The 18,165-nt window shown below is 50.7% G+C and carries 16 protein-coding genes; 9 read left to right on the top strand and 7 right to left on the bottom strand.

Annotation, left to right across the window (positions count from 1 at the left end; translation table 11 throughout):
• Nucleotides 1-54: 54 nt before the first annotated feature.
• Genes HRI97_RS10465 through HRI97_RS10450 form a run of 4 tightly spaced genes read right to left on the bottom strand, consistent with a single transcriptional unit; the run spans nucleotide 55 to nucleotide 5,316 of the window.
• Nucleotides 55-1,749 (bottom strand): peptide ABC transporter substrate-binding protein, encoded by a 1,695-nt coding sequence (locus HRI97_RS10465; RefSeq protein ID WP_253725394.1) that lies wholly within the window; start codon nucleotides 1,747-1,749, stop codon nucleotides 55-57.
• Nucleotides 1,733-3,151 (bottom strand): TP0584 family protein, encoded by a 1,419-nt coding sequence (locus HRI97_RS10460; protein ID WP_253725393.1) that lies wholly within the window; start codon nucleotides 3,149-3,151, stop codon nucleotides 1,733-1,735. The genes HRI97_RS10465 and HRI97_RS10460 overlap by 17 nt, the downstream gene beginning before the upstream one ends.
• Nucleotides 3,152-3,202: 51 nt before the next feature.
• Nucleotides 3,203-4,378 (bottom strand): DUF8086 family protein, encoded by a 1,176-nt coding sequence (locus HRI97_RS10455; RefSeq protein WP_253725392.1) that lies wholly within the window; start codon nucleotides 4,376-4,378, stop codon nucleotides 3,203-3,205.
• Nucleotides 4,375-5,316, bottom strand: a complete 942-nt coding sequence (locus HRI97_RS10450; RefSeq protein ID WP_253725391.1) for a hypothetical protein — start codon at nucleotides 5,314-5,316, stop codon at nucleotides 4,375-4,377. The genes HRI97_RS10455 and HRI97_RS10450 overlap by 4 nt, the downstream gene beginning before the upstream one ends.
• A gap of 409 nt (nucleotides 5,317-5,725) precedes the next feature.
• Between HRI97_RS10450 and groL the strand changes: the two genes are divergently transcribed.
• The 6 genes from groL to HRI97_RS10420 all read left to right on the top strand — a co-directional run bounded on the left by groL (nucleotide 5,726) and on the right by HRI97_RS10420 (nucleotide 13,217).
• A complete protein-coding gene (groL, locus tag HRI97_RS10445; RefSeq protein ID WP_253725389.1) occupies nucleotides 5,726-7,354 on the top strand; it encodes a chaperonin GroEL in 1,629 nt (542 codons plus the stop codon).
• Nucleotides 7,355-7,619: 265 nt separating this feature from the next.
• Nucleotides 7,620-9,206 (top strand): pallilysin-related adhesin, encoded by a 1,587-nt coding sequence (locus HRI97_RS10440; protein ID WP_253725388.1) that lies wholly within the window; start codon nucleotides 7,620-7,622, stop codon nucleotides 9,204-9,206.
• Nucleotides 9,207-9,262: 56 nt separating this feature from the next.
• Nucleotides 9,263-10,741, top strand: coding sequence for a S41 family peptidase (locus HRI97_RS10435; protein ID WP_353934668.1), 1,479 nt, complete (start codon nucleotides 9,263-9,265; stop codon nucleotides 10,739-10,741).
• Nucleotides 10,742-10,744: 3 nt separating this feature from the next.
• Nucleotides 10,745-11,545 carry an RsmE family RNA methyltransferase gene (locus HRI97_RS10430; RefSeq protein ID WP_253725387.1) on the top strand — a complete coding sequence of 267 codons (801 nt, stop codon included), beginning with the start codon at nucleotides 10,745-10,747 and terminating at the stop codon, nucleotides 11,543-11,545.
• A gap of 173 nt (nucleotides 11,546-11,718) precedes the next feature.
• Complete coding sequence (locus HRI97_RS12655) at nucleotides 11,719-12,288, top strand: TetR family transcriptional regulator (protein WP_366794056.1); 570 nt, start codon at nucleotides 11,719-11,721, stop codon at nucleotides 12,286-12,288.
• A gap of 203 nt (nucleotides 12,289-12,491) precedes the next feature.
• On the top strand, nucleotides 12,492-13,217 hold the full coding sequence (locus HRI97_RS10420) for a DUF6796 family protein (RefSeq protein WP_253725385.1): 726 nt from the start codon (nucleotides 12,492-12,494) through the stop codon (nucleotides 13,215-13,217).
• Nucleotides 13,218-13,371: 154 nt separating this feature from the next.
• Here HRI97_RS10420 and HRI97_RS10415 read toward each other — a convergent pair whose 3' ends face one another.
• On the bottom strand, nucleotides 13,372-13,650 hold the full coding sequence (locus HRI97_RS10415; protein ID WP_021329442.1) for a co-chaperone GroES: 279 nt from the start codon (nucleotides 13,648-13,650) through the stop codon (nucleotides 13,372-13,374).
• 237 nt (nucleotides 13,651-13,887) lie between these two features.
• On the opposite strand from HRI97_RS10415, the gene HRI97_RS10410 reads away from it, so the two are divergent.
• The 3 genes from HRI97_RS10410 to HRI97_RS10400 all read left to right on the top strand — a co-directional run bounded on the left by HRI97_RS10410 (nucleotide 13,888) and on the right by HRI97_RS10400 (nucleotide 15,669).
• On the top strand, nucleotides 13,888-14,532 hold the full coding sequence (locus HRI97_RS10410; RefSeq protein WP_253725384.1) for a 5-formyltetrahydrofolate cyclo-ligase: 645 nt from the start codon (nucleotides 13,888-13,890) through the stop codon (nucleotides 14,530-14,532).
• A gap of 74 nt (nucleotides 14,533-14,606) precedes the next feature.
• On the top strand, nucleotides 14,607-15,233 hold the full coding sequence (prcB, locus tag HRI97_RS10405) for a dentilisin complex subunit PrcB (RefSeq protein WP_253725383.1): 627 nt from the start codon (nucleotides 14,607-14,609) through the stop codon (nucleotides 15,231-15,233).
• Nucleotides 15,193-15,669: a methylglyoxal synthase gene (locus HRI97_RS10400; RefSeq protein ID WP_253725382.1), complete on the top strand. Its 477-nt coding sequence runs from the start codon at nucleotides 15,193-15,195 to the stop codon at nucleotides 15,667-15,669. Before prcB ends, HRI97_RS10400 begins: the two co-directional genes overlap by 41 nt.
• 167 nt (nucleotides 15,670-15,836) lie before the next feature.
• Here the strand turns inward: HRI97_RS10400 and HRI97_RS10395 are convergent, their stop codons facing one another.
• Both HRI97_RS10395 and HRI97_RS10390 read right to left on the bottom strand, forming a co-directional pair.
• Nucleotides 15,837-16,871, bottom strand: a complete 1,035-nt coding sequence (locus tag HRI97_RS10395) for a sugar kinase (RefSeq protein WP_253725381.1) — start codon at nucleotides 16,869-16,871, stop codon at nucleotides 15,837-15,839.
• Between the two features lie 27 nt (nucleotides 16,872-16,898).
• A complete protein-coding gene (locus HRI97_RS10390; protein ID WP_253725380.1) occupies nucleotides 16,899-17,921 on the bottom strand; it encodes a sugar kinase in 1,023 nt (340 codons plus the stop codon).
• Between the last annotated feature and the right edge of the window lie 244 nt (nucleotides 17,922-18,165).

Raw genomic sequence — 18,165 nt, 5'->3', positions numbered from 1 at the left:
GTCCGTATAAATAATATTTTAAAATTCGATGTGCGAAACGGAGCGAGCGGATTTTTACCGCGAAACGATGTTCGGGAGCGGGCTTGTCTTTCGCTTTTTATACAGATATTTGAACGGGTGAATGTCGAACGCATTCGACGACCAGCCGCCCGTCGTTTCCAAATCGATGACGTTGAGGCTCACCGGATGCGAAACGGGGATCACTTCGCCCGAATCGAGCAAAAGCTGTTCCGCCCGTGCGAGCAGCTTTGTCCGTTCTTCGCCCGTGTAGAGCGCGGCTTCTCCGAGCAGTTTATCGTATTCGGCGTTTTTCCACTGCGCGACGTTGAGCGTCGATGCCGATCGGAAGAGTTCGAGGAATGCGAGCGGGTCGGCAAAATCGCCGATCCACGTATACGAAAAAAGATCTGCGTTCCACGACGGAATGCTTTCGAGGTAGTTCTTTATCGGTGAAGTTTGTATCGACACGTCGACACCGAGCGCCTTCCATGCGTCTGCCAAAATCGCCGCCTGCTTTTTCATATAATCGGTATCCGGAATTCCGATCACGAGCGGGAGTCTCCTGTTTTGCGGAATGCCCGCCTTTTTTTTCGCGTCGGACATAAGGGATGCAGCTTCGTCGGGGTCGGTATAGGTAAAGCCTTCGACCTGCGGGTAACCGTTTATCGGATAGACGAGGGTCGGCGCTTTGACGAACGCTTGCGAACGGAGTTCATCCCACGGTACGGCTTCGAGGAGGGCGGCTCTCAGATCGGGATTGTTCCATACGCTTTTTTTCCGACTTTTGAAAAATAAATATTCCGTTGCGAATTCCGCGTTGATCTGCGCGCAGTCTTTGTCGAGCAGTTTTTGAACGGTGACGTTTCCCGCTATCCAGTCGGCGCTTCCCGTGTTGAATAAAAATGCGTTTTCATCGGCGTCGTCGCTTTGCACGATTGCGATCCGCTCGATGTGCGTGTGTTCGGCGTCCCAATAATTATTATTTTTTATTAAAATCATCTCTCCGTTCGAGTTCCGCTGCATGGAAAATGCGCCGCTTGAAATGCCTGTATCTTTTTTATATACGGAGAACGCACTGTGGCACAGTACGCGCGGCAGATATCCTGCAGGAGAGACGAGCTCGACGACGAGCGTCGTGTCGGAAAGTGCGCGTATGCCGACCGCGCTCCGCTTTCCCTTGCCGTTTCGATATGCGGCCGCTCCTTCTATGATGTCGAGCATGGACGAATAGGGCGCGCGCGGTTCCGCAAGCAAATCGAGCCATGCGTCGCACACGTCCCGGGCCGTGATCGGCGAGCCGTCGCCGAACTTCGCGTTTTTACGGAGCGTAAAAGTCCAGCGCTTTTTATTGCGCGAAATGCGGTATCGGACGGCGAGTGCGTTTTTCGGTTCGAGCGTTGCGGGGTCGTAGGAAAAAAGCCCTTCGTAGAGCGATGAGAGGATTTGCGATTCGGAACTGTAGGAGGCCGTGTGCGGGTTCAAATCGTATTCGTGCACCGGAACGATGATCGTAAAATTGTGCTGCAGTGCGGGATCGATCGTCTCCGTTTCGAAAAAGTCGTCGGAACCGTCGATTCCGGGAATGTCCGTATCGGGGAGGGCATCGTCGTGCGTTTGCGGGAAGAGAGAGGCCGTACAGAGCGCCGCTGCAAAAAGCGCGGTGAGGCATTTTTTTATAAAATAGATTTTATTTCGATAATACTTTCGAAACTCGATATTCGGATTATTGAACTCAACGCGCATCTTCATCGATCCCCAATTTTTCCAGCTGCATTTTTTCTTCGGCGACGGACACGTATTCGGCGCGCTTTTGATTCGCCTTGACGAGCGTATTTTTCATCGTAACGAGTTCCATCTTCATCCCTTTGATTTTGTCTTTATTTGCTGCGGACGCCTGTGATTTGAAATATTCGTCGAGCGCATTGAGCTCCAAAAGAATTTCCCTGTTGTCGGCGAGCTGCCGGTTGATAAAACCGAGCACCGTCTCTTCCTGCGCCGCCGCAATTTTTCGGAACTCGTCGCCCTGCGTATCGGCGAAGGATTGCAAAAACTGCTGTTTCCGCACGAGGAGCGCGAAAAACGTATGGTATTCGATTTTTTTCGTCGTGCGCGCTTCGTTTTTTTGATTTACGATGACCAGTTCGTATTCTTCGGGAGCGGCTTTGAGATTGAACGCTTGCCTGAGCGCGCGTTTTAATTTATCGAAAAAGCCGTTGTGCTCGGAACTCAGGACGGCGTGATTCGATTCGACCTTTGAGACGACCTGCTCGTATTGCGGCGCAAGCGCCGAAAGCGAAAGCACGATATCGAGCAGCATGGCTCTCGTGTCCACTTTTCGCTTTACTTCCCGCACTTTTCTTTCCGCGATGCGCAGACGTGCGAGCGCTTGCTGCCGGAATTGTTCTTTTTCGGGCGCATAATCTTCTTTGACGATTTCCTGAATCAATTCGCTGTAGTATTGCTTTTGGGGAAGCAGTTTCGGAAAGAGGCGTTTGATTTCCGCGAGTTCCGCGCTGAACGAAGTGAGCGTCGTTTTATCGAACGCCGGATTTTCGATTACTTTTTTGCGCACTTCAAACTTATAGGATTCACGTTCGAAATTTACCAAATCGGTCAAGCCCGAATAAATCGCCGAAACGGCCGTACTGCTTTTGTTGAGCGAATCGCTTATGAGACTCAAGACCATCTGCGGTGCATGAATGTGCGCTTCGTTTACGAGCGTCGCGAGTCCCCTCGTGTTTACCTTCGAACTGTTGATAGAAAACGCTCTCCAGTCGATGCAGGTCGCCAAATCGAGCAGGCGTTTTGTCTGCGTCAAATCGAGCCGGTCGGTTGAAAATTTATAATACGTGCACACGAATTCGAGCATACTTTCATAGTCGGAAAAGCGTGTACCCATGACGATGGAACGTTCGTTTTCCATATACGCCGATTCGTCCGGCAGTACGATTTCCGTGATTTTTTTTTCAAGCTTGTACGGATCGGGCTTAATAAGCGCTCTCTGAACGAGCATGGCATACATGTTTTTGACGCAGGTATGGAGCAGTTGAAAATTCGAAAGCACGCCGGGCAGCACTTTTGCATTTAAGTTTTCCGTTTTTTCCGCAATCGCCGTTTCGAGCGCGCCGAAAAAAGTCTGATTATCGCTCATACTTCTATTATCGTAAGTTTTTTATGAAAAATCTACCGGAAATGCGAGTGTTTACCGGGCCGCATCGGAAACGCTTCCGTAGAGGATCGCGTCCAAATCGACGGAGAGAAAACCGCTTTTGCCCGTTTTATAAAAATCGCTTTCTTCCCACGCCGCGTACATCGTCGTGCCGGAAACGGCGAACGCCGTGTATGCGAAGCCCTCGGGAAGTTTCGGCAATCTGAATGCGACGGGTTTTCCGTCGTTTACGATATGCCGTCCGTAGAGCGCGCCGCTTGCGTACGTGGTACCGTCTCGAAACATGAGACACGCGTAAGTGTCGGCGATGAGCGCGTTCGCCGAAAGCGGGGCGGTATCGTCGTTTTGCTTTTGATTCGTGTAGCGCCTCGGCGAGTGTCCGCCTGCCGTTCGGCATTCGACGAAAAACGCCGTATCTTCGTCGACGAGCGATGCGAGTTCCTGCAAACGTTTCGGTGCGAACGTGATATCGACAGGGGTTGCCTGCGAGCGGTATGCGTCGGCGTCCGTTTCGGAGATGAGAAGATCGCTTTTTGCCGAAGCAGGCGAAATCGAAAGAAGCGGAATTTTCGGCTGTACGGAAAGATATGAAAAATCCGTTTTTTCGTCTCCCGATTTTTTTACCGAACACACGAAAACGTTTCCGTCCCACACGAAGTCCGTTATCTCCGATTCTGCGGGAAGGGCGAGAGCCGTGCACGTGATGAGCGGGTAAAAGACGCTCGACGCCGTATCGAAGAGCACGAGGAACTGATGTACGCCGCCTGCAGCATTGTTTGCGAGCGATGCGTTGAAAAAGGTACTTTTATACAGGGAAAAAATAGGCGTGTCGTTTTGGAATACGAGATTGCCGGCCGTTCTGTCTGCGAAGACGGCTGCATCCGTATACAAGCGGAAGGTGCTGCCGGTAAAGACGACCATGCCGAGCCTGTTGACGACGGCGTATGCGCAGGGCATTTCGTTTCCGTCTCCGAGTGCGCTCGATGCCGATGAAATGCGTACGGCTTCCGTCCACGGCTTTTCCGCCTGCATCGGTGCGCGCTTTACGTCGTCGATTTCTTTTATCGCTCCGCCGTCAAAACAATACCACGTGTGAGCTTTTTTCCCCGCCGCGGCGTCCGAAGAAGAGAGCGCGGTTTGCCGATTTTTTCCGCGGCACGAAGCGAGCGAGAGGAGGACGCACAGTACGGCTATGTATCTGCATTTCATTGCTCCCCAGTGTATAGCGGTACGGCCGATATTGCAAGTGCCGGAAAGCCGTCCGCGCTGTACTGTACCGCCGCGATGCTTTGAATCGTGTACAGCCAGCTCGTGACGCCGATTTTTTTGACAAGCGTTTTTCCCGTTTTGCGCTGCGTGCGGTACAGCGGGATATACTGCGGAATAAAAAGCGCATGCGCTGCTCCTTCTTCGGTATGTACTTGGTGCTCGCCGGTTTCCGTACCGCCCGACTGAGCGCCTGCTTCCGCACTGCCGCCCGATTGCCGTTCACCGGTTTCCGTACCGCCCGATTGCTGCGTGCCTAGTTTCTTTGCTTTTTGTTCGAGTTCCGATATTGCAATAAGCGCCGTCTTTTTCATCGAAAGGAGCGACGCGCCGAACGAATGTTCCGCGATCGCAGTGCAGACGGCTTCCGTATCCGCTTTCCACGGATCGTAAGGGCGTTCCGTGTCGGCAGATTTTTCGGCAAGGGCATCGCATAATTTTTTCCAATTGAATGTCGCAAGGTATGCGCCGTTCGCCGCTTCGTTTGACGAGTAGAGCCGCATACACACAAAAGCTGCAAAGCCGCTTTCCCAGCCGAGTTTTCTTTCGTGCGGAAAGATGCAGCCCGCGGGTTTAAAAAATAAGGCGGCCGTTTCGCCGTGACGGCTTACGGGCTGAGCGATTACGGCGAGCGGACGGTCGGCTGCGGCTTCGAGCGTTAGGGTTTTCGCTCCCGCTTCAAGGCGTATGACGCGCCCCGCTTCCGCGCTTCCCGCGTACCGTATTTCCCAATAGGCGAGCGGCGGAAATTCGGTGCACTCGTCCGGCGGCCATGAAGGAAGCGAAAACGAAAAAACTTCCGTTCGGTCGAGCGGATTTTTGCACGACGCTATCCCCGCTCCGAGGAGGATAAGGGCGAATAATATCGATATCTTTTTCACGCACTATAAATCGTCGAAATCTTATCGTTTTACGCGGTTTTTTTATCGATTTTCCGTAAAACCTGTTGCCATATTGAGAAATTTTTTATATCTTTAATTATAAGGTCGAATGTCAAGTTTTGAAAGTATGAGCTGATAAAGTTGTGCTACAGGCGAGAACCCGTCCGCTTAGCCGCAGTCGAGCTTTTTAAGGTAGGCTTCCGTAAGCCTAACGCTCGAAACGGCACGCAGCCGGAACCTCGCCTTTCACACAATTTTATTTACTTGCAAAACTCGTCATTCATTTGGGTGCGAAACGGAAGGAAAATTTCGAGTTTTAGAAAACTCGAAATTGAGCCTATAAGTCAGCATTAATTGTAATTGTGAAAAACGATGCATTAAAGACGATTTAGTAAGGAGTTGCATTAAAATGGCTAAACAGTTGTTATTCAATGAAGATGCCCGCAAAAAATTGCTTGCGGGAGTTGAGCAGATTTCGAAAGCGGTAAAAGTAACGCTCGGACCCTGCGGCCGTATGGTTATGTATGACAAAAAATACGGTTCGCCGGTTATTACGAAAGACGGCGTTACCGTTGCAAAAGAGATCGAACTGCAGGATCCCTATGAAAACATGGGCGCTCAGTTCGTGCGCGAAGTCGCATCCAAGACGAACGACGATGCGGGCGACGGCACGACGACGGCGACCGTTCTCGCTTATGCGATGGTCCGCGAAGGTGTAAAAGCCGTTGCGGCCGGCATGACGCCGATCGAAGTAAAACGCGGTATGGACAAAGCCGTCAAGCTCGTTGTCGACGAAGTCAATAAAAATGCAAAACAGGTAAAAGGCGAGGAAGATATCACGCACGTCGCGACGATTTCCGCAAACAACGACCCCGAAATCGGTAAAATGCTCGCCGACGCGATCGCAAAAGTCGGAAAAGACGGCGTCATCACCGTCGAAGAATCGAAAAACATGGATACGACGGTCGACACCGTAGAAGGCATGGAATTCGACCGCGGTTATATTTCGTCGTATTTCGTCACCGACCGCGAACGCATGGAAGCCTCTTACGACGACGCGTATATTTTGATCCACGACAAAAAAATCTCCACGATGAAAGATTTGCTTCCGATTCTCGAAAAAGTCGCGAATGAAGGAAAGGCACTTATTATCATCGCTGAAGACGTCGACGGAGAGGCGCTCACGACGCTCGTACTCAACACGATCCGCGGCACGATCAAATGCTGCGCGGTAAAAGCGCCCGGTTTCGGCGACAGACGAAAGGATATGCTGCAGGACATCGCGATTTTGACCGGCGGACAGGTTATCACCGAAGAAGTCGGTCTCAAACTCGAAAGCGCCGAACTCAATATGCTCGGCAAAGCGAAAACCGTCAAAATCGACAAAGACAATACGACGATCGTCGGCGGTGCGGGCAAAAAGAGCGCCATCAACGAACGCATCGAAGAGATCAAAATGCAGATCGAAAAGACGACGTCGAGCTACGATAAAGAACAGCTGCAAAAACGCCTCGCAAAACTTTCCGGCGGAGTTGCGGTCATCAACGTCGGCGCGACGACGGAAACGGAAATGAAAGAAAAGAAATTCCGCGTCGAAGACACGATCGCGGCGACCCGCGCGGCTCTCGAAAGCGGCGTCGTTGCAGGCGGCGGTCTTGCGCTGCTCGAAGCGTCGAAAGTGCTCGAAGCGATTCCTTCCGAAATCAGCGAAGATGAAAAAGTAGGCTTTAAGATCGTAAAGCGCTCGTGCGAAGAACCGATCCGCCAAATCGCGGACAACGCGGGCATCGACGGTGCGGTTGTCGCGGAAAAGGCGAAAGCCGAAAAGAAAGGCGTCGGTTACGATGCGGCGAAAGACGAATGGAAGAATCTCGTCGAAGCGGGCATCATCGATCCGGCAAAAGTTACGTGTTCCGCGCTCACGAACGCGGCGTCGATTGCGGGTACGCTTTTGACGACCGAATGCGCAATCACCGATATCCCCGAGCCGAAAGCGCCGCCGGCAGCTCCGTCTCCGGATATGGGCGGCATGTATTGATAAGCGGATGAACCTGTGCGCGCACGCGCACAGGTTGCTTTGTAAACTCGGCAATCCGAAAGGGGCTGTCTCAAAAGTCGGTTACTTTCTCGACAGCCTGTCGAGTTTAAAATTAAGTCTTTATATTATAATGACTTAATTTTAAACGTCGCACATAAAATCAAGGAAGCTGTCCAAAAACTGAAGTTTTTGGACAGCCCCTTTCAAGCTTTGCTTTTTTTCCGAACACTTGCCCCATGCAAGTGTTTTTTTGTATAGTAGCTGTATGGCATCAAAACCCGCTCCGTCCGCCCGACGCGGTGTAAAATCGAAAAACGGAAAACTCAACAAAGCGATCCCCGTGCTTTTTATAATCGCGGCGTTTGTCATCGCTTTTCTCTTCGTCGCACGCATTTTTATCGGGCAGGAGTCAGAGCGTCTTCCGCGCGCGAGAATCGTAACACCCATCGCTCCGGGAGAAGCCGAAAATCAATCGTCGGGCGATGCCGTCTCGTCCGACAACGAAGCGATGACTTCGTTCATACCGCTTTCGCTCAATGAAACGCTTATCAGCACGCTGTCCATCGATTTAAACAACGATATGAAAGAGGATCAAGTCGTCGCCGTTCGCAAAGAGGGCGTTCCTTACCTCGTGCTCATCGTCGGCATCTACGATGCGGAACGGAACGCGTATGTCCGCACGGCCGAAATCACGACGGAGATTTCCCGTACGCGCACCTTTTCCTATACCGGTATCGATATGCTCGGCGAACATCAAAACGCGCTCGTGTATCAAGGCGTCAAAGACGACGGCACGAGCGTTTTGGCAATTTACATGATGCGCAAAGAACGCAGCAAAATCGAACTCGCTCAGATCGGCGATTTCGAATCCGACGGCACGATCTTTATTCAGCAGGACGACCGTTCGATGTCGTACGAACTTTCGCAGTCGCGCGGAGAAAGTTTTCCGGTATGGGTGTACAGTTCCGCAAAGGATTCCGGCAGCGGCGAAAATACGAATTTGAGTCAAATCCAAACCGAATACCGCTGGAACGAAAAGGAGCAAAAGTATGTCGAAACGCGGCAAGTGCGTGTGACGGGAAGCAGGATCGCCGCCCGCGAACTTGCGCGCATTCAAGACGGCACCGTCGAAACCTTTGCCGATTTTCTCGACGGTCTGTGGTATAAGACGTCGTCCGCGCAGTCCGGTATACGCTATCTTTTTTTCGATCATGCGCAAAAAGAAGTGATTTTCCTCTATGACGACACCGAAGAAGTGTACGCATGGGAAGACAGCAATCTGCGAAGAAGCGGTATTTACATTACGACGACGAATAAATCGATTACGAATATGCAGCGTCGCTGCGATATTTCGCTCGCGGGCATCGACGAAGTGCGCATTCACATCATCGACGACGTGCGCATGATTATCAAAGAAAATAATTTATGGGACGGCAGCTACCGCAAGATGACCGCATTCACGTCCTTTACGTCCGACGCGCTGCGTCAAGACGAATACGAAACGGCGTTTGCAAAACGGTCCGAGTGGAAAACCGACAACGGCCTCGTTATCACATTCGGGAAAACGACGTATACCGTTTCGGGCGATAACGCATACGACGAAGGCATCTATGTAATCGGTACCGTCGCGGGAAAGCACGTCGTACAATTCCGATCGTCTTTGAACTCTCAGCTCCTTTCGAGCGCGTATGAAATGCGTTTTAAAACCGTAACGATTCCCGCCTCTTCCCGTCGTCCGGCCGAAGTTCAAACCGACTATCATACGCTCTCTCTCGATCCCGTGCGCATTGCGCCCGACGCGTGTTATCCGGTCGAAGGACGCACGTTTACGCTGACGCGCGAAAAAGATTGATACGCGTGTGTACGCGTGTGTTGCAATTTTTAGCCCGGCGTCATACAATGACGCTTATGGCTATCGTTAAAATACACAATAAAGCAATCCGTTTTGCCGTCTCCGTTATATGTGCATTCATCGTTTCCGCAGCGGCTTCTCAATGTTTTGCCGAATCGCCTGTCGGCGGTGAAGCCGTTTCGAATTTTCAGTACATGAAAAAAATCTCTGCGGTATTCGATTTCGTACAGCAGAATTATGTCGATGAAATCGATCCGAAAGTGCTTTACGAAGGAGCGCTCAAAGGTATGCTCGATGCACTGAAAGATCCCTATACGCAGTACCTCGATCGAAATACGATGCGCCCGCTCTCCGATACGACTGCCGGTAATTTCGGCGGCGTCGGCCTTTCCATCAGTAAACCCCTCGAATCGTCGGTCGACAAACCCGCATACGTCGAAGTCGCTTCTCCGATCGAAGATACGCCCGGTGCAAAGGCGGGCATCCTGTCGGGCGATTATATCACTGCAATCGACGGAGAGGCTACGCCTCCGATGACGATGGAAGAAGTGCTCAACCACTTGCGCGGCAAAGCGGGCACTCCGGTTACCGTTTCGATTTTGCGCGGCAAAGATATCAGATTCGACGTAACGCTCGTCCGCGCGCTCATCGAAGTGCCGACGGTAAAGTACGGCATGATAGGTGCGACGGGTTATCTCCGCATTATCGAATTTACGCCCGATACGCCCAAGCGCGTACAGGAAGCGCTCGACTCGTTCGGAAAAGCGAAATATAAAAATTTAATAATCGATCTGCGCGACAACCCCGGCGGACTCATCACGAGCGTTGCCGATGTCGCGGATAAATTCATCGATTCGGGAACGCTCGTTTCGACGAAGAGCCGTCTCGCATTTGAAAACAAAGTCTTTACCGCGAGCGCGAAAAAAACGACGGTTCCCGCAGGTCTTCCGATAGTAGTTCTTATAAACCGCGGATCGGCGTCGGCATCGGAAATTTTGGCGGGGGCGCTCAAAGACAATCACCTCGCATACCTCGTCGGTCAGCGTACCTACGGCAAGGGATCGGTACAGCAGGTCATCCCGCTCAGCAATGCGGACGGTTTTAAAATTACGATGGCGCGCTATTATACTCCGAGCGATACGAATATCGATAAAGTCGGTATTCCTCCCGACAGAGAAGTGCTCTATCCCGAATTGAGCGAAGCGGAAGAAAAAGCGTATGCGGAACTTATTAAATCGAATGCGATCGCATCCTACGTCGATTCTCACAGCGGCATGACCGAACGCGATATCGCCTCTTATGCGCTCGTTTTGCAAAAAAAATATCCGCTCAACGCGGCTTTGCTTCGCCGCCTCATCCGCGTTCGCGTAAATCGCTTAAAGCCCGCGATGCTTTACGATTCGGATTACGACATTCAATTGAACGCTGCACTTGAAATTTTGAAATCGAACGATTTTAAAAAGCTCGTCCGATCGGCGAAGACCTTGAAAGAACTGCAGGATGAAGCCGAAGCGAAAAAGAAAACGGAGACTTAAAACGTGCGGCAATTTATCGCCGATACCGCACCCGATGACAGGGGACTTCTTTCCGTTTCCGGAAAAGATTTTACGCATTTGTGCCGCGTCCTCCGCGCAAAGCCTGGCGATATGCTCGATGTGCGGATTCCGGGCGGATTTCTTTTTCCCATGACCCTCTGCCGTATCGACGACGTCCGGGGCATTGCCGTATTGCAAAAGTGTGGAAGCGAAGGCGTTTCCGTTTCCCGCGGAGTCGGAGCCTCTGCCGTCGATAAAAATCGCCGTGCCGTCGAATATGCGCTTTTTCAATTTGTCGCAAAGCCTCAAAAAATGGAAATAATTGTGCGGCAGGCTTGCGAGTGCGGAGTGAAGACGATCGTTCCCGTCGCAGGCGAGTATTCGCAAAAGGGCAGCATCGCTTCTCTCGCGGGCAAAACCGAACGATTTACAAGGATCATCAAAGAAGCTCGCGAGCAGAGCGGTTCACCTGTGGAAACCGCCGTCGCCGAAACCGTCGATGTGAAGGGAGCCTGCGAAACGTGGAGACGGGTGAGCGAAAAAGTGCGAAACGCGTCGGCCGCCGTCGTCCTCTCGGAGCGGAACGATTTTTGCGTACCGCTTTCGGATGCGGTTTTTACAGGCGTCACATGCGCGGCGATCGCCGTCGGGAGCGAAGGCGGCATAAGCCCTGACGAAATGACGGCGCTTCGAAACGCGGGATTTACGCCCGTTCACTTTGCGGGAAATATTTTGCGATGTGAAACCGCAGCCCTGTACGGCATCGCTGCTCTTCAAACCGCGCTCGCCGAATTTGCAAAATAATCTCGATACGGCTGCTGTGGATAAGCGATCGAAAAAGGTCTTCCATGATAGGTTGGATTTCGCTTTGCCGATGCGTTCGGCAAATAAGTCGATTGAATATTACTGTATTTTTTGCTATAGTTTTTATACGCAACCGACTTTTACGGCAGTAATAAAAAAGGACGGCGAACGGATTGCAGCGTGATGTAAGGGCGGTTCTTTTGAAGACCGCAACGGAGGAATTCCTTAAAAAGGGATATAAAGGCGCGTCTGTACGGACGATCTGTTCCGGAGCCGGAGTAACTACCGGTGCTTTGTATTTCTTTTTTCAAAACAAAAAAGATCTTTTTGAAAATATTGTAAAAGACACATACAGGCGCCTGTTGGAGATGCTGCGTCAAAGCAGTGAAAGCGAACTGGCGGATATGACTTCCGGGGAGCAAAGAGAACTTGAGATTATAGAATACCTGGTATCGCATCGAAAAGAAGTCAGACTGCTTTTGGAGTGCTCCGAAAAAACGGCCTACGGCAATTTCCAAACGCTGTTGGAAAATAAATTGCGGAAAAGCTTTCGAACGTTCTTTGAAAAATTCAGCCGACAGAAAACGGATCCGGCGTTGATACGGGTTTTGGTGAAAATGAGAATGGCCGGATATCGGGAGCTGGTATACGGGGCGTACTCTTTGACCGAGGCAAAAAAATTGGTACAAAAGATGAGGATATATGCGGATGCGGGATTTTTCGCGGTGCTGAAAAAAAACTGAAGACTGCGAAAATCTCCAATCGATTCGAATGAGAAATGCACGCTGTGTATTTCTCATATTTTTACAACAGAACATAACACTTGTTATGTAAGAAGGAGTAATAAAATGAAAACGTAAATTGTAGTGCAATGCCGTATTAGTGCGCACGCACGTTCGGAGAGATTTTTTAAACTGTCAAAAAAATAATAACGGAGAATAACGCTATGAAAGAAACAATGGAAAAAACAATGCCGGCGATTGCGGACGAGGAAAGAGAAAATCGGCACTATCGATTAGGACTGCTTATCGGTTTGGCGGCAGCCTTGGTCACGCTTGCAGGGGATTTGCTTTTGGGAGCCGTCAGCTTAAACGACGGGGATGCTTCCCGGTATCGGCTGATGGAGTATGCGATACGAATTTCTGAAACCCGAATCATAGTCGGAGGGTTTTTGGGCGTCATAGGCATTGCGGCGGAATGCATCGGATTTTATCAAATCTATCTGCTGATGCGGAAAAACAGCCCGATACTGTCAAGATTGTTTCAGGCGGGAATGTATGCGTATCTGGCATGGGCATGCTGCGGCGTCCATTTGAACTGCAGCGTGCTGATGTTTATCTTTAAGCGGGTATATGTGCTCGATGCCGCCGCCGCTCTTGCCATTGCAAAGGATTTTCAGTATCGTTTTTTATTACCGGTATATGTCATCTTTATGATCGGTTTTATGACGATGAATCTTTCCCAGTTCATTGCATTTTTTTCTAAAAAAACGCCCTATCCCCGCTATGCCGCTTTTTTTAATATTTACGTGGGGATCCTATGTACGTCTCCGATAACCCTTCTGCCGGGGAGTTCCGCCTTTGAAAACGGCATGCTTACCGCAGAGATCAGCATCGGAAATATTTGGATGTTTTTGATGCTCTTGCTTTGCCGGCCGAAGCGCATACGATAGTTCGTATGATAGTAAATTGTTTCCGCCCGATTATTTTAATGTTTTTCCACTGAAATGTTGATGCAACTGTCTTATCTTAAATTTTAAGTTTTACGGCGAAAGCGAAAATAAAAAAACCGGCTTTCGCCGGCTTTACGATGAACGCAGCTTGTAATTATTTGTCTTCGATGACTGCGATGATATCGCTCATTTTGAGGATGAGGTGGTCTTCGTTGTTGATCTTTATCTGCGTGCCGGCGTATTTGTCGTACATGATGCGTTCGCCGACTTTTACGGTGATTTTGTCTTCTTCGGTACCCGGTCCGACTGCGACGACTTTTGCCGTCTGCGTTTTTTCCTGCGCCGCTTCGGGGATGATGATGCCCGATGCCGTTTTCGATTCCGCTTTTTCGTTTTTGACGAGAACCCTGTCCGCTAAAGGTTTGATTTTCATGCTATGCTCCTATGATAAAAGCTGCCGTCAGCTGCGCGCCGAAAAGCGCAAACCGCAGTTTCCGCAACGCAAAAACCGCAGTCGATAAAAAGCATCCGCTTTTTAGACGGCTTTCGTTTGTGTAAGCAGTATATAAAGCCTTACAATCTTTATATATTTATAATATACTTATTTTATGTCCGCATCGTCAACAGGGAGCGGGCGCTTGCTTGCGAAAAGAGGATTTTCCGGCGGATTATGGAACAATCGGACGAAACGGAACTTACGGGAAAAAAACGCATTGTGCGGCAGGCGATGCGGCAGGCGATTTTTGAATTTACCGCCGAAAAAAATCGCGCGGAAGCGGCGTCGAAAAAAATCGAACGCATTTTACTCGGCTCCGAACTCTACGCGGCTTCACATACCCTTTTTATATTCGTATCCGATCCGAGCGAAGTCGAAACGAGGGGCATCATCGCATCCGCGTTGAAAGATAAAAAGCGGGTTGCGCTCCCGCGCTGTATCGATGCGGCAGGTACGATGGAATTTTATTATCTCGATGCAGCTCTTCCGTTTGAAGCGCAGACGGAAATCGGTGCTTACGGCATTACGGAACCGAAAACCGTTCTCGAAAAAGTCGATACGAAGGACTTTCCGCACGCCTCGCTTTTTCTCGTACCCGCTCTCGCTTTTTCTCGCGACGGCAGGCGGCTCGGAAAGGGAAAGGGATTTTACGACCGCTATATCGCGCGGATTTCCTATGCGTTTCCGGTTTTGGCAGGTCTCTGTTTTTCCTGCCAGATCATAAGCGATGTCCCCTCCGGCGTCCGCGACGCGCGAGTTTCGCATATCGTGTGCGAGGACGGTATCTTTCCGTGCGTGCCGCCGCATGACGCGGATTGACATCGTATCGATTGCGCTTTGTACGCCGGTACGAATATTGATAAAAAAAACGATATATGCTACTTTCCGAAGAGATGACAAAATATATCCTTTTGATCGTTTTATCGGCTTTTTTTTCGAGTGCGTGCAAATCGATTCCGGTAAAATTGCATACCGCCGCGGCCGAACCGTCCGTATCGGTCGGACATCTCCGGCGTGCATCCGCACAAAGCGGTAAAAACGCCGATCCCTATCCCGAAACCGTTTTGACCGAGCGGGAAGGGTGTGTGGAAACTTCGTACGAAATCCTTGCAGAAGGAAGTTACGGTGCGGAATTCGTCACTGCGGTAATCGAAAATCAAGCCGATTTGGATAAGCTCTATTCGCTTTTGCACGGCCGCGCGGACGACTCTCCGAAAATCGATTTTAAGCGGAAAAAGGTAATCGCCGTATGTGCAGGCCGTTTTAATACCGGCGGTTACGGCATACGATTGCATTCCGCGGTATACACGAAAGACGGTTTGGAAACGGTGTTCGCGATAAGCGCTCCCTCTCCGTCGCAAATGGTAACGCAAGCTTTTACAACGCCTTACCTCATAATCGGCATAGATACACATCCTTCGGAGCGGGTTTCGGTTGCGGTACGCCGACTCGAAGGGGTTAAACTTGGAGGATCATCGTATGAAACGGAAATTACGGATCGCGCTCGTAGCGCACGATAACCGCAAAGCCGACATTGTCGACTGGGCGTTGAACAATTCCGAAATGCTTTCGGCGCACAAACTTTTTTGTACGGGAACGACGGGCACGCTCGTGCGGGAATCGTTTATAAGGCACGGCATCGCAAGCGATATAACGTGTATGCATTCGGGACCGATGGGCGGGGATGCGGAAATCGCGGCGCTCGTCGTTCGAAAGGAAATCGATTTTGCGGTTTTTTTTATAGACGATTTGAATCCGCAGCCGCATGAAGCCGACATTCAAATGCTTTTGCGCCAGTGCAGGATTCACAATATACCGATCGCGTGCAACCGCTACAGCGCCGATCTGATGATTACGAGTTCGCTGTGGGACGATGCGAGCTATGTGCCGAAGGATCCCATCTACGCGCCCTTCGACAGAAAGGCGTTCGAAGAAAATCTCAAAGCAGGCAAGTGACGTGCAAAGCGGCCGCGGGAAAAGGGATGTCTGCCGCGCCGCCGGTCCGATTTTAAAAGACGGCGTTCCGTATCGATGTTTTTCAATATAGAATTAATAATTATTAATTTTATGGACTGCGTCCGTGCGGCATATCCTGTCCGTGCGGGTAAAAACGGCGGATCGTTTCAGCGCCGGATGCTTCCCGTCGTTTCACCTTTGACGAGAGATTCCAATTCTCCTTTTCGGAAAATCGCGATGTCGCCGGGGATCGTGTGCTTAAAGCTTGCGGCCGCCGTCGCGAAGTCGAGGGTGTACTGCGTGTCTTCGAAGTGATGAAAACCGTGTATGAGTCCCGCCGCAAACGCATCTCCCCCTCCGACGCGATCGACGATATTTTCGATGTGATATTTTTTTGATACGAAAAACGTTCCGTTTTTGTCGTGCAGGAGCGCCGAAAAATCGTTGACGTCCGAAGTGTACGTTCTGCGCCTGGTCAGGGCGACGGTGTGAATATTGGGGTATTCGCGTTTTACGGCGAGCGAAATCTTTTCAAAATATTCGTCGGGCAGTCCTTCTTTCGACGTATCGTAGCCGGGAACCGTGATGCCGAGACAAAAGCGTATGTGCCCTTCATTCGTGATGAGAACGTCAGCCGATTTGACGATTTCTTTTACAGCATCTTCCGCCCGCCGTCCGTAGCGCCACAGTTTTGCGCGGTAGTTGATGTCGAATGAAACGGTGATATTCCGTTTTTTCGCTTGGGCGATCGCTTCGATCGTCGTGCGGTATGCGTTTTCGGAAACGGCAGGAGTGATGCCGCTTATGTGAAACCATGACGCGTCCGCAAAAACAGCTTCCCAATCGAAATCGGACGGAAGCGCCTCGGCGATGCAGCTGTTTTCCCTGTCATAGACGACATTCGACAGACGCCGGTATGCGCCCGTTTCGAGAAAATAGATGCCGATTCTGCCGTCCTTTCGGATCACCGTGGAAAGATCGACGTCGTATTTGCGTACTTCCGAAAGAGCGGCTTCTCCGATTGCGTTGTCGGGGACGGCGGTTACGTAAGAAGCTCTGTTTCCGAGCTGCGCGAGTTCGCATGCGATATTCGCTTCACTCCCGCTGAATGTCGCTTCAAAATTCGGCGACTGGAAAAAGCGTTCGTGCCCCGGCGCGCTGAGCCTGAGCAGCAATTCTCCGAGCGTAACGATTTTTTTCATAACCGCCGTCCTCCGTTGTACGTGATGTCAGCGGCTTACTCTGCCGGACGCATCTCCGCCCATAAGCTTTTCCGCTTCTCCTACGGAAATGTGATTGAAATCGCCTTCGATCGTCTGTTTTAAGCAGCTCGCGGCGACGGCGAAATCGACCGTCTTTTGCGGATCGAAACCTTTTACGTTTCCGTAGATGAGTCCTGCGCCGAAACTGTCGCCGCCTCCGACGCGGTCTACGATGCGGATGAGATATTCTTTGCTGTAATAATAATTTTTACCGTCATAGAGAAGGGCTGCCCATTTGTTGTCCGATGCGCTCAGCGACGTGCGGAGCGTGATCGCAACCTGCCGCAAGTGAAATCGGTCGGCCAACTGTTTTGCGACGTCTTCATAGCCTTTTTTATCGAGCTTACCGCCGGTAACGTCCGTGTTTTTCGCCGAAATGCCGAAAACCTTTTCCGCGTCCTCTTCGTTTGCAATGCACACGTCGATATATTCCATAAGTTCCGCCATGACTTTGCCCGCTTTTTCCGAAGTCCACAATTTTTTGCGGAAATTCAAATCGCAGCTCACCGTGATGTTTTTGGCTTTCGCTTTTTTGCACGCTTCGAGACAGATTGCCGCGACATTGTCTCCGAGCGCGGGCGTTATGCCGGTAAAGTGAAACCACGTTGCGCCGTCGAATATCGCCTCCCAATCGAAGTCCTCAGGCGATGCCGTTTGAAAAGAAGAACCCGCTCTGTCGTAGATGACAAAAGAGCCGCGCTGGCTTGCGCCTTTTTCCGCGTAATAAATGCCGAGCCGCTCTCCGCCGCGCGCAATCAATTTCGTATCGACGCCGAATTTTCGCAGTTCGTTGAGCGCCGCGTCTCCCATCTCGTGTGCAGGAAGCTTTGTGACGAACGAAACCGGCACATCGAAATTTGCCAAAGAAACGGCGACGTTCGATTCCGCGCCCCCGTATACGACGTCGAATTTATCCGCCTGTACGAAACGCTTGTAGCCTTCCGGCGCGAGGCGCAGCATGATTTCTCCGAACGTGATTACCTTAGACATACGATCCTCCAAAAATTGATACGGAACTTCCGTGTGTCAGTAAGTATAAACGTATGCATCGTTTTTTGCAACGCGATTGATTGACGGCGGATAACCCGCTCGATATAATTTTCATCGGAGGAAGATAAAAAGCGATACTGCAAAAGTTTTTATGGAGGTACGATAAAAAGCGCCGTCTGAAATATCGCCGTCGCTTTTTTATCTCGAGTTTGCTTGGATGTTTGCAGAAGACGTGTATACATGG

It is taken from the genome of Treponema socranskii subsp. buccale (genome assembly GCF_024181585.1).
Classification (GTDB): domain Bacteria; phylum Spirochaetota; class Spirochaetia; order Treponematales; family Treponemataceae; genus Treponema_D; species Treponema_D buccale.
The sequence above is the reverse complement of the archived record's forward strand: the minus strand, read 5'-3'. Positions and strand labels throughout refer to the sequence as shown.

Bases quoted from the DNA above. Each gene is read 5' to 3' on its own strand.
- HRI97_RS10440 (WP_253725388.1), top strand. From the start codon at position 7,620: ATGGCATCAAAACCCGCTCCGTCCGCCCGACGCGGTGTAAAATCGAAA.
- HRI97_RS10390 (WP_253725380.1), bottom strand. From the start codon at position 17,921: ATGTCTAAGGTAATCACGTTCGGAGAAATCATGCTGCGCCTCGCGCCG.
- HRI97_RS10410 (WP_253725384.1), top strand. From the start codon at position 13,888: ATGGAACAATCGGACGAAACGGAACTTACGGGAAAAAAACGCATTGTG.
- HRI97_RS10395 (WP_253725381.1), bottom strand. From the start codon at position 16,871: ATGAAAAAAATCGTTACGCTCGGAGAATTGCTGCTCAGGCTCAGCGCG.
- HRI97_RS10420 (WP_253725385.1), top strand. From the start codon at position 12,492: ATGAAAGAAACAATGGAAAAAACAATGCCGGCGATTGCGGACGAGGAA.
- groL (WP_253725389.1), top strand. From the start codon at position 5,726: ATGGCTAAACAGTTGTTATTCAATGAAGATGCCCGCAAAAAATTGCTT.
- HRI97_RS10400 (WP_253725382.1), top strand. From the start codon at position 15,193: ATGAAACGGAAATTACGGATCGCGCTCGTAGCGCACGATAACCGCAAA.
- HRI97_RS10415 (WP_021329442.1), bottom strand. From the start codon at position 13,650: ATGAAAATCAAACCTTTAGCGGACAGGGTTCTCGTCAAAAACGAAAAA.
- HRI97_RS10455 (WP_253725392.1), bottom strand. From the start codon at position 4,378: ATGAAATGCAGATACATAGCCGTACTGTGCGTCCTCCTCTCGCTCGCT.
- HRI97_RS10465 (WP_253725394.1), bottom strand. From the start codon at position 1,749: ATGAAGATGCGCGTTGAGTTCAATAATCCGAATATCGAGTTTCGAAAG.
- HRI97_RS10460 (WP_253725393.1), bottom strand. From the start codon at position 3,151: ATGAGCGATAATCAGACTTTTTTCGGCGCGCTCGAAACGGCGATTGCG.
- prcB (WP_253725383.1), top strand. From the start codon at position 14,607: ATGACAAAATATATCCTTTTGATCGTTTTATCGGCTTTTTTTTCGAGT.
- HRI97_RS10435 (WP_353934668.1), top strand. From the start codon at position 9,263: ATGGCTATCGTTAAAATACACAATAAAGCAATCCGTTTTGCCGTCTCC.